This window comes from Methylobacterium sp. 391_Methyba4, from assembly GCF_029691625.1.
Taxonomy (GTDB): Bacteria; Pseudomonadota; Alphaproteobacteria; order Rhizobiales; family Beijerinckiaceae; genus Methylobacterium; species Methylobacterium fujisawaense.
The window spans coordinates 5,682,803-5,698,301 of the sequence record NZ_CP121475.1 but is presented as its reverse complement, the minus strand read 5'-3'; the positions used below and the strand labels follow the sequence as shown (position 1 = coordinate 5,698,301).

General features: G+C 71.7%; 12 protein-coding genes. 6 read left to right on the top strand and 6 right to left on the bottom strand.

What is annotated here, in order from left to right; translation table 11 throughout:
• Window positions 1-28 precede the first annotated feature (28 nt).
• Window positions 29-319 (bottom strand): hypothetical protein, encoded by a 291-nt coding sequence (locus P9K36_RS26785; RefSeq protein ID WP_043355394.1) that lies wholly within the window; start codon window positions 317-319, stop codon window positions 29-31.
• A 318-nt stretch (window positions 320-637) separates the two neighbouring features.
• Between P9K36_RS26785 and P9K36_RS26780 the strand changes: the two genes are divergently transcribed.
• A complete protein-coding gene (locus tag P9K36_RS26780) occupies window positions 638-976 on the top strand; it encodes a DUF1491 family protein (RefSeq protein WP_043355392.1) in 339 nt (112 codons plus the stop codon).
• Window positions 977-1,339: 363 nt separating this feature from the next.
• Here P9K36_RS26780 and P9K36_RS26775 read toward each other — a convergent pair whose 3' ends face one another.
• The 5 genes from P9K36_RS26775 to P9K36_RS26755 all read right to left on the bottom strand — a co-directional run bounded on the left by P9K36_RS26775 (window position 1,340) and on the right by P9K36_RS26755 (window position 6,738).
• Window positions 1,340-2,389, bottom strand: coding sequence for a 2-dehydropantoate 2-reductase N-terminal domain-containing protein (locus P9K36_RS26775; protein WP_043355391.1), 1,050 nt, complete (start codon window positions 2,387-2,389; stop codon window positions 1,340-1,342).
• A gap of 182 nt (window positions 2,390-2,571) precedes the next feature.
• Complete coding sequence (gene dgcA, locus P9K36_RS26770; protein WP_043759890.1) at window positions 2,572-3,555, bottom strand: N-acetyl-D-Glu racemase DgcA; 984 nt, start codon at window positions 3,553-3,555, stop codon at window positions 2,572-2,574.
• 1 nt (window position 3,556) lies between these two features.
• Window positions 3,557-4,570, bottom strand: coding sequence for an N-acetyltransferase DgcN (gene dgcN, locus P9K36_RS26765; RefSeq protein WP_043355388.1), 1,014 nt, complete (start codon window positions 4,568-4,570; stop codon window positions 3,557-3,559).
• 318 nt (window positions 4,571-4,888) lie between these two features.
• Window positions 4,889-5,440 (bottom strand): N-acetyltransferase, encoded by a 552-nt coding sequence (locus P9K36_RS26760; RefSeq protein WP_043379117.1) that lies wholly within the window; start codon window positions 5,438-5,440, stop codon window positions 4,889-4,891.
• A gap of 131 nt (window positions 5,441-5,571) precedes the next feature.
• On the bottom strand, window positions 5,572-6,738 hold the full coding sequence (locus P9K36_RS26755) for a type III PLP-dependent enzyme (RefSeq protein ID WP_043355385.1): 1,167 nt from the start codon (window positions 6,736-6,738) through the stop codon (window positions 5,572-5,574).
• A 719-nt stretch (window positions 6,739-7,457) separates the two neighbouring features.
• Between P9K36_RS26755 and P9K36_RS26750 the strand changes: the two genes are divergently transcribed.
• The 5 genes from P9K36_RS26750 (at window position 7,458) to glcF (ending at window position 14,962) form a co-directional block, all read left to right on the top strand.
• Window positions 7,458-7,964: an N-acetyltransferase gene (locus tag P9K36_RS26750; protein WP_043355384.1), complete on the top strand. Its 507-nt coding sequence runs from the start codon at window positions 7,458-7,460 to the stop codon at window positions 7,962-7,964.
• Between the two features lie 516 nt (window positions 7,965-8,480).
• Complete coding sequence (locus P9K36_RS26745; protein WP_043759887.1) at window positions 8,481-10,580, top strand: methyl-accepting chemotaxis protein; 2,100 nt, start codon at window positions 8,481-8,483, stop codon at window positions 10,578-10,580.
• Between the two features lie 124 nt (window positions 10,581-10,704).
• Window positions 10,705-12,207: a polysaccharide biosynthesis C-terminal domain-containing protein gene (locus P9K36_RS26740; protein WP_278306236.1), complete on the top strand. Its 1,503-nt coding sequence runs from the start codon at window positions 10,705-10,707 to the stop codon at window positions 12,205-12,207.
• A 90-nt stretch (window positions 12,208-12,297) separates the two neighbouring features.
• A complete protein-coding gene (locus P9K36_RS26735) occupies window positions 12,298-13,485 on the top strand; it encodes an FAD-binding protein (RefSeq protein ID WP_043759885.1) in 1,188 nt (395 codons plus the stop codon).
• Between the two features lie 148 nt (window positions 13,486-13,633).
• Window positions 13,634-14,962, top strand: coding sequence for a glycolate oxidase subunit GlcF (gene glcF / locus P9K36_RS26730; protein ID WP_043379110.1), 1,329 nt, complete (start codon window positions 13,634-13,636; stop codon window positions 14,960-14,962).
• The last annotated feature ends 537 nt before the right edge of the window (window positions 14,963-15,499 follow it).

The following is a 15,499-nucleotide window of genomic DNA, read 5'->3' as shown; positions in this document are numbered from 1 at the left end:
ATCGGCGTGAGAGCGCGGAGGCGGGCCCTTAGTATTGCGTGCCGGTGAACCGGCAGATCGTCTTGCAGCGTGGACCGCCATTGGCCTGCCAGGACTTCGCGTGTCCGATCGATCCGGTCATGTCCTGCGTGGGATTACCCCCGGGTCGATGCACGACGATGTTGCAGCGATCCTGCGGCGTCCGCTGGTAGCGCGGGCAGGATGCGGAATCGCGGTTGCCCAGTAAATCCATGAGCGTCTCCGGACGGGCGTGGGCCGACGGCACAACACCGCACAGGCCGGCGACGATCAGCGCCGCAAGCGAGGTCATTCTCCACATCGGAGTGCTCCTTAAATCATCGTGAGATGCAAATTCGGGCGCCCTTTGCTCAGATAATCAGCGAACAATACTATAGATGTGCGTTGTCGCACATCGATCAATTCTATTTTAATCCCGATAAATACTCGATTTTCTGAAGGAATATTCCGCCGCCTGAACCGTTATGGAGATGCCGGGCCGTGCACCGGCGGTTGCCCGGACCGGCGCTTTCGCGCATGGCGGAGGACGCGCCACCCGGCGCTCGCAGGGTTCCGGATCCGGCTGATCCGCCGGGACACAGGCCCTGCGGCGAACGGATCCTCACAGGGCTACAGACGCATGCGCCTGCGCTCCGATTTCTGGGTTTCGGCCCATCTGCGGCGTCTGGATGTCGCCGGCATCCCGGCCGTGCTGCGGCGGCGCGGGTCCGCGGAGGCGGGTGCGATCTTCGTGAAGGTCGATCGGCTCGACGGCAGCGCCGACCTCTACGGACCGGCGCCGCAGGCCCTGTTCGAGGCCGAGGAGAGCGGCGACCGCCGTTTCGCCGGGATCGTCACCGGCGGCAGCCCGCTCGACGTGGAGGAGCGCCTGACAAAGGAGATCCGGTTCGATTCCGATCTCTGGATCATCGAGATCGACGACCGCCAGGGGCGGCATTTCCTGGACTTGGCGGAGTGATGGAGGGCCGCGCCCGGTCGGGCTGCGCCTGACGGAGGGCCCTCCCACACATCGCCCGCATCCTGAGGTGCTGCGCAGCGGCCTCGAAAGAGCCCTCCGGGGATCGCGCGGCTGGCTGTAACCCTCCTTCGAGGCCTCTGCTGCGCTCCGGCCCCTCAGGATGAGGGGAGGGCCGGAATGACCGAAGGCCAGAACGCCGTGTCCCGTGACGCGAGGCGCTCCGGGGGAGCGGCTCCAGCGCCCGCTCGCCGTCGTTGCGAACGCAGCGAAGCAATCCAGCGACGCCACGGCCGCCGATGTCGCGCGACCTCAATCGCTTCGCTGCGCCCGTGATACCGGGGCGGAGCGAAGCGACGGCGCCCGTCAGCCCTCGATGATGCGCTCGTCGAGCTTGCGGTCGACGGTCTCGACGGTGCGGTCGATCTCGGCGTTCGGATCACCGAGCTGGTGCGAGATCAGCTTCACCAGCAGGTCGACGCGCTCGATGTAGGGCGCACCGTTGGCGACCGCGCGCGCCGCCGAGGACGGCTTCAGCAGGCTCTCGGCCGCCTTGGCGTATTTCTCGAACGGCACCTGATCGGCCGGATCGGCGCCGAGCTTCCGGGCGATCCCGTCGACATGGTCGTAGATCGCCCGCGAGCGCGCGAGGTCGCCGTGGACGGCGTCGTGGATCGATTGCGGCGCGCCCGGGGTGATGCACCGGTAATTGCCGGTGAGCAGCATCGACCACTTGGCCAGCGGCACGAACAGCGAGTCGAACACCTTCAGCTTCACCGGCACGTCGTGCCCGTCGAGGCGCACGGCGTCGATGTCGGCCTCCAGCTCGCGGAGAAGCGTGTTGTGCGCCTCGTCGGCGAAGGTCGCGGCCTTGAAGTTGGTCGGCAGGCCGACATGGAGGACGTTGGCCTCCTCCTCCGGCGGCCGGAAGGCCTGCGGGTCGGGGGAGCAGAGCGACACCAGCCCCGGCTCGAACCGGTCCCAGACGCCGGCATTGGTGTAGGCATCCTCAAGATCCATGGCGGCGAGCGCCGGGATCCGCTTGAGGTAGGGCAGCGGCGGCATGTTCATGATCGACAGGCACGGCAGCTTCGCCGCCGCGATCTTGATCATCAGGACGCGGATCGTGTGGTTGTTGTACTGCGGCTCCTGCATGGCGAGGCCGACGAGGTCGTAGCGCGACACGTCGACGTCTTCCGGCGGCATGGCGTCGACCTTGCCGGGCAGGTCGCGCGAGTGGATCGCGCGGTGCTCCTTCTCGTCGCGGAGCTTGATGCGGACCTCGGTGCCCTCGCGGTTGATCAGGTCGGCGGTCTTCCTGCGGCAGACCAGGGTCACGTTGTGACCGGCCATCAGGAGCTTGGTCCCCAGGAGCGAGCCGTAGGAGGCCCCCAGGATCAGGATGTTTCTGGCCACGTCGTTCCTCCCCAGCATTGAAGACTGCTGTTGTGTTGTCTGGCTGCGGGGAACAGCGCGTCCACGCCACGGCCCCATCGCACCGCCGATGGATGGCAGCCGGGCGGGCGGAACGCAAGCCTTCTGGTATACCTAATCCCAAACCCGTTGTGACGCCCCGCCGGTGACAGGCGAGGCGAATCCTATCCCCACAGCTCCGGCGTGGGCGGGTGCATCAGGCTACCGTCGTAGCGGAGCGGCGGGTCGCGGTCGCGGGCGAGCAGCAGCGGCCCGTCGAGATCGACGAAGTCGGCCCCCTCGGCGAGGAGCGCCGCCGGCGCCATGCCCAGCGAGGTGCCGAGCATGCAGCCGACCATGATCGCGAGCCCCCTCCCCTTCGCCTCGCGGGCGAGCAGCACCGCCTCGGTCAGGCCGCCGGTCTTGTCGAGCTTGATGTTGATCGCGTCGTAGCGCCCGGCGAGCGCGTCGAGGCCGGCGCGGTCGTGCAGGCTCTCGTCGGCGCAGACCGGGACCGGATGCGCGATCTCGGCGAGCAGGGCATCGGCGTCGGCCGGCAGCGGCTGCTCGATCAGCGCGACGCCGGCCTTCAGGCAGGCGGCGAGGTTGGCCTCGATGGTCTCGGGCCGCCACGCCTCGTTGGCGTCGACGATCAGCCGGGAATCGGGCGCGCCGGCCCGGACGGCGGCGATGCGCTCCGGATCCCCTACCCCGCCGAGCTTGACCTTGAGCAGGGGCCGGTGGGCCGCCTTGCGGGCGGCCTCTTCCATGCTCTCCGGCGTGCCGAGGCTCAGCGTGTAGGCGGTGATGACCGGCTGCGGCGCCGGCAGACCGGCGATCGCCCAGGCGGGGCGGCCCTGGAGCTTCGCCTCGAGGTCGAACAGCGCGCAGTCCAGGGCGTTGCGCGCCGCCCCCGCTTTCATGCGGGTCATCAGCGCATCGCGCCCGATCCCGGCCGCGATCGCCTCCGCCTGCCCTTCGATCAGCGCGCTGACGCTCTCGACGCTCTCGCCGTAGCGCGGATAGGGCACGCACTCGCCGCGCCCGACCGTGTCGCCGTCCGTGAGCGTCGCCACCACGACGGCGATCTCGGTGCGGCTGCCGCGGGAGATCGTGAAGGCGCCGGCGATCGGGAAGCGCTCGACGGCGAGGCTCAGGCGACGGGCCATGTCAGATCTCCGGGAACTCGGCGACGATCCGGTCGACCAGCCCGTCGACGCCGAAGCGCACCGGGTCGGTGGCGGGCAGGTCGTGCTCGGACGCGAGCGTCTCGAGGAGCGCCCGCGCCTCGCCCTCGGCAAGCGCCTGGGTGTTGACCGCGATGCCCACCGGCCTGATCGCCGGGTTGGTCAGGCTGCCGAGCTGGACGGTCAGGTCGATCACCTGGCGGATGGTGGGGAGCGGGTGCTTCACGCCGCGCATCGTGGTGCGGGTCGGCTCGTGGCAGACCACGAAGGCGTCGGCCTGGGCGCCGTGCAGCAGGCCGAGGCTCACCCCCGCGAAGGACGGGTGGTAGAGCGAGCCCTGGCCCTCGATCAGGTCCCAGTGGTTGGAGGCCGCCTCCGGCGAGATCGTCTCGACGGCGCCGGAGATGAAGTCGGCCACCACGGCGTCGATGGCGACGCCCCGGCCGGAGATGAACACGCCGGTCTGGCCGGTGGCGCAGAAATCGGCGTCGAGGCCGCGTTCGCGCATGCCGCGCTCCAGGGCGAGCACGGTGTACTTCTTGCCGACGGAGCAGTCGGTGCCGACGGTGAGCAGGCGCCGGCCCGACCGCTTGGTGCCCTTGCCGGTGGGGAAGCGCTCGTCGGTGTGGCGGACGTCGTGGAGCTGGCGGTTACGCCGCGCGGCGGCCTCCGCGATGGCCGGAATCGTACCGAGCTTGACGTGCAGGCCGCTCGCCACGTCGAGCCCGGCCTCGATCGCCGCGACGATCTCCTTGACCCAGTGATCCGGCAGCACGCCGCCGGCATTGACGACGCCGATCACAAGGGTCCGGCAGCCCTTCGCCAGGGCCTCGGGCAGTGTCATGTCGGGGATGCCGAGATCGGCGGCGCAGCCCGGCAGGCGCATCTGGCCGACGCACCATTCGGGGCGCCAGTCCTTGATGCCGTAGGCGGTCTTGGCCGCCAGCGTGTCGGGCACGTCGCCCAGGAACATCAGGTAGGGCGTGGCGATCTGCATCGGTCGAGCAACCTTCTCCGGGAGGCCGGCGGACCGTCTATGCGGGATCGCGGGCGCCGGGCGCAATGCACGAGACCGGCCAAGCGGGTGGACGCGGCCGCCGTCGCGGGCATGACCGGGTTGCGCCATCCGGAAGGGACGCCCCTCCGACCCTCTCCGCAACCCGAGGTGCCGCAGCGCAGGGAGGCCGCGAAGGAGGCCTCCAGGGCTCGCGCGGCTGGCTCGAGGGCTCCTTCGAGGCCCGCTCACGCGGGCACCTCGGGATGAAATCGCGTTGGGGAAAGCCGATCTCACCCCTGCGGCGCCTGGTGTCCCCGTTCAGGCGGCGCGTCGTCGCGCCACCCCCGCCTCGTTGGCCACCGCGCCCACCGGCGACTGCACGCCGGTCGCCCGGACCATCCCCTCGACGCCCGCCAGAGCGCCCGCGCGCAGCTCGAGACCGAGGAAGCGCTCGCGCTCGAACGGCCCCGGCAGGGTCAGGCCCTCCGCGAGCGCCCGGTCGAAGCCGAAGCGGGCGTAGTAGGGCGCGTCGCCGACCAGCAGCACGGCGCCGTGGCCGAGGGCCTCCGCCCGGCCGAGGGCCGCCTGCATCATCACCGAGCCGAGCCCCTGCCCCTGGATCGCCGGATCGACGGCGAGCGGGCCGAGCAGCAGTGCCGGGCGAGCGAGCCCGGCCTCGACGTGCCACAGCCGCAGGGTGCCGACGAGGCGGCCGCCCCGAATCGCCGCGAAGGCGAGGCCGCGGGCCGGCCGACGGCCTTCGCGCAGGCGCTCCGAGGTCTTGGCATGGCGGTTGCCGGGAAAGCACGCGTCGAGCAGGCGCTCGCGCGCCGGGACGTCGTGGACATGCTCCGCGCGGATCTCGATCATGGCTGTGCCCTCCCCGGGCCGGCAAGCGGGAGAAGCGGTGGGTTCCGACGGACGGCCGAAGGCGATCCGTCGATGCGACAGCGGGAGATCGCCCCCGGCAGCGACACGCTGCCGGGAGGTTCTGCAGCAGGTCAGATGACGATCTGCTGAAGGGGCGGGAAGCCGTTGAAGGCCACCGCCGCGTAGGTGGTGGTGTAGGCGCCCGCACCCTCGATCAGCACCTTGTCGCCGATCGAGAGCGAGACCGGCAGCGGATAGAGCTGCCGCTCGTAGAGCACGTCCACCGAGTCGCAGGTCGGCCCGGCGATGACGCAGGGCTCGGTCGCGTCGCCGTCCCGGGCGGTGCGGATCGGGTAGCGGATCGCCTCGTCCATGGTCTCGGCCAGCCCGCCGAACTTGCCGATGTCGAGGTAGACCCACCGGACCTCGTCGGCGTCCGCGGACTTCTTCGACACGAGCACGACCTCGGCCTCGATCAGGCCGGCATTGCCGACCATGCCGCGGCCCGGCTCGATGATCGTCTCGGGGATCTGGTTGCCGAAATGCTTGGTCAGGCCCCGGAAGATCGCCTCGCCGTAGCTCTCCACGCCCGGCACCGCCTTGAGGTACTTGGTCGGGAAGCCGCCGCCGAGATTGACCATCGACAGGCCGATCCCGCGCTCCGCGCACTCGCGGAAGATCGCCGCCGCGGAGCCGAGCGCCCCGTCCCAGGCCTCGGTGTTGCCCTGCTGCGAGCCGACATGGAACGAGATGCCGTAGGCCTCCAGCCCCTGGCGATGGGCGTGCTCCAGCACGTCCGCGGCCATCTCGGGCACGCAGCCGAACTTGCGCGAGAGCGGCCAGTCGGCGCCCGCGCCGTCGCACAGGATGCGGCAGAACACCCGGATCTCGCCGGTCGGCACGTCCGTGGCCACGGCGGCCCGGGCGATCTTCTCGACCTCGGCCTGGCAGTCGACCGCGAACAGGCGGATGCCGAGCTTCAGGGCGCGGCCGATGCAGCGCTCCTTCTTGATCGTGTTGCCGAAGGAGATCCGGTCGGCGGTGGCGCCGGCGGCCAGCACCATCTCCATCTCGGCGACAGAGGCGGTGTCGAAGCAGGAGCCCATCTCGGCGAGCAGCCGCAGCACCTCGGGGGCCGGGTTCGCCTTCACGGCGTAGAACACGCGGGTGTCCGGCAGGGAGCGCGCGAAGGCGGTGTAGTTGTCACGCACGACGTCGAGATCGAGGACCATCACGGGGCCCTCGTCCTGACCGAGGTCGCGGCGCACGCGCAGGAAGTCACGGATGCGGTCGGTCATAGTCGTCTCCCGGCACGGGTTCGCGAGCGCCCTACGCGGGGCGCGCTGTCGAAGATGACGGCCAGGACTGGCCGTCGGCGTCAGGGGGCGATGCGTCGCGCGGACCCACGCGCTTTGGAGACGCGTGCGTCAGTGCGGGCGCAGAGCACCCGGAAGCTGCCGTGGATTGGAAGGGATGACCCCCACCGCACGCCGGGCAAAGAGAAACAAGCCTCTTCGGTGCCGGCCTGTGGAGGGCCGACGAGACCAAAAAAGCCCGTTCGTCGTTGCTTTAAGCTGCGTCCCCCGTGGAGAGCGGGGTTCGCCGGTTTCGCCTCCGGCTGCCGGTTGTTGTCGGGGTCCGGTGTTGCCACCTGGATGCCGGCCGTAGGGATCCACCCTTGCGACCATCGATCCTTTAAGACCCCTGGCGGCTGTCCGGCAGTTGACCGGATGCCCACCAACCGACACGCGGCCACAGGCACGTGCGAAATTGGGCACGGCGCATATACGGAGACAGGCCCGGCCCGGCAAGGGGAAGACGCCCCGGACCGCCCGCTTTTCCGCCCGGAATCCACACCCCGTGCGGCCCGTTGCAAAAACGACGCAGCCCGACCGGGCCGAAGGCGCCGTGCGGGCTTCCCAAGCGGGGCGGAAGCGGGCATCTGACCGGAGCGGGCAGAACACGCAGGTAAGCAAGCGATGGCCGGGCCGACCAGATCCACCGCGACGGCGCGGGCGTGAGCGCCCCCCTGCGCAACCCGGTCGGCGACGGGCTCCCCGAGCCGACGATCCGGACCGCCACGCTCGCCGATCTCGACGCCCTGGTCGCCCTGGAGCACGCCGCCTTCGCCACAGACCGGGCGGAGCGCCGGGCGATCCGCCACGCGATCCTGTCGCCCACCATGGACGTGCTGGCGGCGCTGATCGACGCGCCGGATGCGGACCCGACGCCGGTCCTCGTCGGCGCCGCGGTGCTGGAGCGGCGGCGCAGCAGCCGGATCGCCCGGCTGGCGTCGATCGCGGTGGCGCCGAATCGCGGCGGCCTCGGCCTCGGCGGCCGACTCCTCGACGCGGCGGAGGCGCAGGCCCGCAGCCAGGGCTGCGACCGGCTCCGGCTGGAGGTGCGCGCCGACAACGGCGCCGGCATCCGCCTCTACGAGCGCCGGGGCTATACCCGCTTCGCCGTGCGGCCGGACTATTACGAGGACGGGATGGAAGCCTGGCGCTACGAGCGCGGGCTGTAGGCGTCGCGCAGGGCTGCCGCCGATACGCGGGCCGCCTGCGGGCCGGCAGCCATCACGTTGACATCCGGATGCGATCGAAGCCGTCCCCTCCCGCGGCCCTGTTCGTCATCACGAGGGGACGCGGCGGCCCGACGGGCAGGACACCGAGCAGGACGCCGAGCAGGCGAGCGCCGCCCGAGACTGCTTCACCGCACGCTCCCGCAGGGCGCCGGCAGGCCGGCCGCGCTCGGCCTCGGGCCGTTCGCGGATGCGACCGCAGGGCGCCAGATCCGCCTCGCGCCGTTCGACCGCGGGGAGCAGCCCCGCCGCGCCGCCCAGGCCACGCTGATTTCAGCGCCCATAAATTCGGCACAACCCCCGTAAATTGACTCGCCCCTCAATCAAATTCGCGTTCTATTATAAAATCTGAATGAAAATATCATTATAAAATCGCAAGTATTCAACATATCATCAGACGATTGCCTGAAGAAACCTAACGTTTTAAGACAAAGCATCGCAGACCTTGAGACTTTACCCATGATTCGCTGGCTGGGGCGCTTCTCGATCCGGACGTTGTTGTCCCTGGTGATCGTCATCATGGCCTGCATGGCGCTGGTCAATGCCGTCAGGACCCTCGTCGACGAGCGGGCGCAGGCGATGGGTGCGGTCAGGGCGGTGACCTTGACGCAGGCGAGCCAGGGACTCCTCCGGACCATCCTGCCGCTGCGGCTGGAGCGCGGATCGACCCTCGCCCTCGGGGGTGAGGCGCCCGCGGACGCGAAGACCCTGTCGACCATCGCGGGCAGCCGGCAGGCGCTGATCGAGAATTACCGCCAGGCTCAGCGCAGCCTGAGCGATCTGGCCGAGCCGACGGTCAGCGCGACGCTCGATCGCCTGAACGCGGCCCAGGAGGCGATGGCGGCCCTGCGCCCCCGCATCGACGCGGCCCTCAGGCTGCCGAAGGCCCGTCGTGAGCCGGCGCTGCGGGACGCCGCGATGGCCGCCTTCCAGGACCTGCTCGAGGCCCTGACGGCCACGCTGAAGGCGGTCGACGCGGCCATTCCCCGGTCCGATCCCGTCCTGGAGCGCTATCTCGCCCTCAAACAGGCGGCCTGGGACACGCGCGTCGCCAGCGGCAACGTCGCGGTGCGGGTGCAGACCTCCCTGATCGCCGGAACGTCGTGGTCCCTGCCCGAGACCGTCGCGGCGGCTGAGGAGCGGACCGAACTTCTGTCCGCGTGGCGGCGCACGACCGAGGCCGCGACCGACGTCTCGGAGACGGTGCGGGCCGCGTTCGTGCGGGCGAAGGCCGACAATTTCGAGGGCGACACCAAGGCCATCGCGCAGGCGGTCTTCGACGCGCTCAGCACGCACACGCCCCCGCGCCACACCTTCGCGGAGCTGCGCGACCGCAACACCGAGAACCAGCGCTCCCTCGTGGCCCTCTGCGACGCGGCCCTCGACGCGATGGTGGCGCGCGCCGAGACTCTCGCCGACGCGGCCCGGACCGACGTCGTGCACAGCGTCGCGGCGCTGCTGGCGGTGATCCTGCTGGTGGGCCTCGGCCTGTGGACCCTGTTCGGCGGCGTGCTGCGCCCGCTCCGGGCGCTGACGGCGACGATGCAGGCGCTGGCGGACGGGGACGCCTCCGCCACGGTCCCGGCGCGCGCCTACCGCAACGAGATCGGCGCGATGGCGCGGGCCGTCCAGGTGTTCAAGGACAACCTGATCCGCAGCCGCCAGCTCGAAGCCGAGGCCGCCGAGGCGCGGCTGGCGGCGGAGGCGCGGCGCCGGTCCGACCTGCGGGCGATGGCCGAGCGCTTCGAGCAGACGGTCGGCGGCATCATCGCTCAGGTCTCGGACTCGGCCACCGCCCTGCAGGGTACGGCCCAGACCATGACGGCCACCGCGACCCAGACCGCGAGCCAGTCCAGCACCGTGGCGGCCGCCGCCGAGGAGGCCGCCGCCAACGTCAACACGGTGGCGGCGGCGGCCGAGGAACTCGGGGCCTCCGTGGAGGAGATCGGCCGGCAGGTCGAGGGATCGACCAAGCTCGCCCAAGGGGCCGTCTCGGAGGCGGGACAGACGGGCACGCTGGTCCGGGACCTGAGCGGCGCGGTCGCGCGGATCGGCGACGTCATCGGGCTGATCGCGGCGATCGCCGGGCAGACCAATCTGCTGGCGCTCAACGCGACGATCGAGGCCGCCCGCGCCGGCGAGGCCGGCCGGGGCTTCGCGGTCGTCGCCAGCGAGGTGAAGGCGCTGGCGGCGCAGACCGCGCGGGCGACCGAGGAGATCGCCGGCCAGATCGCTGGCATCCAGGGCGTGACCGGCCGGGCCGTCACGGCGATCGGCGCGATCACGGGGCGGATCGAGGAGATCAGCGGCGTGGCGAACGCGATCGCCGCGGCGGTGGAGGAGCAGGGATCGGCCACCCGGGAGATCGTCCGGAACGTCGGGCAGGCGGCCGTCGGCACCGGTGCGGTGACCAGCACCATCCTGGGCGTCGCCGGGGCCGCCGAGGAGACCGGCCGGGCCGCCGACGCGGTGCTGGCGGCGGCGTCCGCGCTGTCGCGCCAATCCGCGACGCTCACGGCCGAAGTCACGCGCTTCCTCGACACCGTCCGGGCCGCCTGACCGGACGGTGTCGGAGGCCCCGCGGGTCTCCGCCCCGATCTCGCCCGGTTAGGGGAGTCTTACGGCTCGCGCGCTACAGCGCGGGAACGGGCGGGGCGACCCCGCCGCGCATGAGACGCCGTCCATGGCCGTGATCGCCGCCTTCGTCATCAATGCGGGGCTCAACTTCGTCCTCGGCCTGCTGATCGCCAAGCTGCTGGGGCCGGCCGATTTCGGCCGGTTCGCCCTCGCGACCACCGGCGCCATCGTGCTGAACACGGTGCTGTTCGAGTGGCTGCGCCTCTCGGCGACGCGGTTCTACTCGGGACGGGTGCGCGTCGACGAGCCGTGGATCCGCCACGGGCTCGACCGGGCCTATCTGCGCATCGGCCTGCTGCTTCTGGCCGCCGCCGCCCTGTGCGGGGCCTTCGGCTTCGCCGGCGGCGCGGACGGGCGCGAGGCGGTGCTGTGCGGAACCGGCCTCGCGGCGCTCGGCATCGGCGTGTTCGACTACCACGCGGCCCTCGCCCGGGCCCGGTTCGACGGCAAGCTCTATCTCGGCCTCGTCGCGGTGAAGAACGTCCTGTCCTTCGCCCTGATGGCGGCGGCGGCGTGGTGGCTGCCCCAGCCGGCCTGGGTGCTGGCGGCGGCGGGGCTCAGCCAGCTCCTCGCGGTGCTCCTGCTGCGCCACCCCCTGCGCGACCCGCACACGCCCTTCGAACGGCCGCGCCTGTCGGCGACCTGGCGGGTCTTCGCCCGCTACGGCCTGCCGCTCATCGCCGCCAACACCGCCTATCAGTGCCTCGCCTTCGTGAACCGGGGCGCCATCGCCAGCCATGCCGGCTTCGCCGAGGCCGGCTACTTCGCGCTGGCCGCCGACGTCACCGCGCGCGCGATGACGACGCTCGGCACCGCCCTCGACCTGCTCCTGTTCCAGCTCGCCGTGCAGGCGGAGGAGCAGAGCGGCCGCGCCGCCGCCGAGGCGCAGGTCGCCGCCAATGCCGGCACGGTGTTCGCCCTGCTGGCACCCTGCGCGGTCGGTTTCTGGGCGGTGCTGCCGGCCCTCCAGGGACTGGTCGTGCCGGACGCCTATCGCGGGCCGTTCGAGACCTACAGCACCGTGCTGATGCCGGGCCTCTTCTGCCTGTCGATGATGTTCTACGCCCTCAACCCGGTCTTCCAGATCCGCCGCCGGACCCTGCCGGTGGTCGCCGCCGCCCTGGTCGGCCTCGCGGTGAACGGCGCCGGCCTTCTGATCCTGCCGGACCGGATGGGCGGGATCGGCGTCGCCCTGGCGCAGACCGCCGGGCTCGCCGCCGCGGGATTGTGGCTCGGCTGGCGCGCCCTCACCGGCGCCGAGCGGATCGTGCTGCCCTGGGGGGAGATCGGCGTCGCGGCCCTCGCCTGCGCGGCGATGGGCCTCGCGCTCGCCCCCTTCCGGCACCTGCCGCCCGCCACCGCGCTGGCGGTCCTGGTCCCGGCCGGGACGGCCCTCTACGGGGCGCTGGTCTGGATCTTCGACATCGCCGGCCTGCGCCGTCAGGTCCTGGCGCGTCTGCGTCCCGCGGGGACCCTGGCGGCGGAGCAGGGTTCCAGGCCCCAGGCAGGCGCCTTCGCGGCAGCCCCGCACAGGAAACCCGCCCGCTGAAACCCCGCGACTCCACCTCCGCTTGAATCCGCCGCCGGATCCGGCGACACCCGTCCTGGAATGGATACAAACAGGACCGGGACGGAAACGATGGGCGTGTACGAGCCCGGCACCGAGGCGGAGGCCGGGGAGATCGTGCGGGCGGCCGCCGGGCGCGGCGAGCGCCTGCGGCTCGCGGGCGGCGGCACCGCCGCGGGGCTCGGTCGGCCCGCGCAGGACAGCGCGACGCTCTCCGCGAAGGCGCTGACCGGCGTCACGCTCTACGAACCCGCCGAGATGGTGGTGGCGGCCCGGGCCGGCACGCCGCTGGCCGAGGTCGAGGCGCTGCTCGCCTCCCGGGGCCAGATGCTGCCCTTCGAGCCGATGGACCTGCGCGGCCTCTACGGCAGCTCCGGCGCGCCGACCCTCGGCGCGGTGGCGGCGATCAACAATGCCGGCCCGCGCCGCATCAATGCCGGGGCGGCCCGGGACAGCCTGATCGGCGTGCGCTTCGTCAACGGGCGGGGCGAGGCGATCAAGTCGGGCGGGCGGGTGATGAAGAACGTCACCGGGCTCGACCTCGTGAAGCTGATGGCCGGCGCGCACGGGACGCTGGGCCTGCTCACCGAGGTCACCTTCAAGGTGCTGCCGGCCTGCGAGCGCGTGGCGACCCTCGTCTTCTCCGGGCTGGACGATGCCCGGGCGGTGACGGCCCTTTCGGAGGCCCTCGGCTCGCCCTTCGAACTCACCGGCGCCGCGCATCTGCCGGCGGGGATCGGCGCCCCGGAGGCGCGGACCCTGATGCGTCTCGAAGGCTTTTCCGACTCCATCGACTACCGCACGGGCGAGCTGCGCCGCCTGCTCAAGCGCTACGGCCAGCCCGAGATCGTGGACGGCGAGGCCGGCGCCGCCCTCTGGCGGTCCGTGCGGGACGCCGCGCCCCTGGCCGAGCCCCGGGACGCCGCCCTCTGGCGGATCTCCACCGCGCCGACCCACGGGCCGGCCCTGGCGGCGGCGGTGGCGGCGGAGCGCGCCGCGCGTTGGTTCTTCGACTGGGGCGGCGGCCTGATCTGGCTCGCCACCGGTGCCGAGGGCGATGCCGGCGCCGATGCGGTGCGCCGGGCCGTGAAGACCCAGGGCGGCCACGCCACGCTGGTCCGCGCCCCCGACGCCGTGCGCGCCGCCGTGCCGGTGTTCCAGCCGCTGGCCGAGCCGCTGATGCGGCTCACCGCCGGCATCAAGGCGGCGCACGATCCCGCCGGGGTGCTCAACCCCGGCCGGATGTACGCGCAGGTTTGAGGTTCATCCCCTCCCCCCGCGGGGAGGGGCCAGGAACGGGGCGGCTGAGGACCGGGCGCAACGGTGCCTCCTGCGCCACCCCCACGCGGGATCCGCGATCCCGGAACTCCGCCCCGCAAGGGGGGCGGAGAGCAGGCAGGAAGAGACCGTGCAGACCAATTTTGCCCCCGCCCAGCTCGCCGATCCCGCCATGGCGGCCTCGGAGAAGATCCTGCGGACCTGCGTGCATTGCGGCTTCTGCACGGCGACCTGCCCGACTTACCTGCTGCTCGGCGACGAGCTCGATTCGCCGCGCGGCCGCATCTACCTGATCAAGGACATGCTGGAGGGCGGCAAGCCGGCCTCGCAGGAGGTGGTCAAGCATATCGACCGCTGCCTCTCCTGCCTGTCGTGCATGACCACTTGCCCGTCCGGGGTGCACTACATGCACCTCGTGGACCATGCCCGGGCCCATATCGAGAAGACCTACGCGCGGCCGGCCGGCGACCGGTTCCTGCGGACGCTGCTCGCCCAGGTCCTGCCGTACCCGAACCGGTTCCGCCTCGCCCTCGCCGCCGCCAAGCTCGGAAGCCCGGTCCGCGGGCTGGTGGCGCGGCTGCCGCGGGTCGGCAACCGCCTCGCCGCCATGCTCGACCTGGCGCCCGCCGGGATGCCGCCCCGCGAGCCGACCAACCGGCCGGGCCGGTTCCCGCCGACGGGCGGCCCGGCGACCAAGCGCGTCGCCCTGCTGCGCGGCTGCGCCCAGAGCGTGTTGCGGCCGGACTTCAACGCGGCGGCGATCCGGCTGCTCAACCGGCACGGGATCGAGGTGGTGCACGCCAACGAGGGCTGCTGCGGGGCGCTGACCCACCACATGGGCAAGGAGGATTCCGCCCACGCCCATGCCAAGCAGACGATCGACGCCTGGGACGCCGAGATCGCCAAGGGCCTCGACGCGATCTTGGTCACCGCGTCCGGATGCGGCACGACCATCAAGGATTACGGCTTCATGTTCCGCGACGACCCCGCCTATGCCGAGAAGGCGCGGCGCGTGTCGTCCTTGGCCAAGGACGTCACCGAGTATCTGGCGTTGCTCGATCTCGCTCCGGTGGCCGAGAACGACCTCGTGGTGGCCTACCACTCCGCCTGCTCGATGCAGCACGGCCAGGGCATCCGGCTGGAGCCGAAGACGCTGCTCAAGCGGGCGGGCTTCACCGTGAAGGACGTGCCCGAGGGCCATATCTGCTGCGGCTCGGCGGGGACCTACAACATCCTGCAGCCGGAGCTGGCTGCGAAGCTGCGCGCCCGCAAGGTCGCCAACATCGAGCGCGTGCGCCCCGACGTGATCGCCACCGGCAACATCGGCTGCGCCACGCAGATCGGGAAGGGCACCGGCATCCCGATCGTCCACACGGTCGAGCTGCTCGACTGGGCGACCGGCGGCCCGAAGCCCGCCGCGCTCGCCGGGGTGGCACCGCGGATCGCGGCGGCGGAATAGGATCCTCCCGGCCGGATCGCCGCCCCGGCATCGCGCGCACGCACCGGGCCCCGGGGATGCGCCACGACGGAGGACCGCGCACGCAGGGACGGCGGCGGCGCCCTCGCGCGCCATGACAGCCCCGTGACATCTATTCACGCTTGACCCTTGCCAAATCCGCACAGCGGTCTGTAATGATGAGGACCCCTCTCCGGTCCCGCCGGTCGCCGCAACGGCCCGCGGACGTGACCGAATTCCTTGCGAAAACGGTCGCGGTGTCGCGGCGGGCCGTTTCGGTCCGTCTGACGGCGACGGGTGTCGCCCGTGATCGGGCAGGTGTCACACGACGCGGCGGAGCTTCTCCGCCGCACCCCAGAATTCACGGCCGATCCCCATCGGCCGAGATTGTTTCGCGAGGTCGGGACCACGATGGACGGACGCACGGCCCAGCATAGAGCTGCGCGTGCCCCGGAGGCGCAAGAGGCGCGTCGCACCGGTCCGTCCCTCCTCCCGGCCTGTTTCAACCCCAGGCGCCCAGGGCGCCGAACGGCGGTTGAC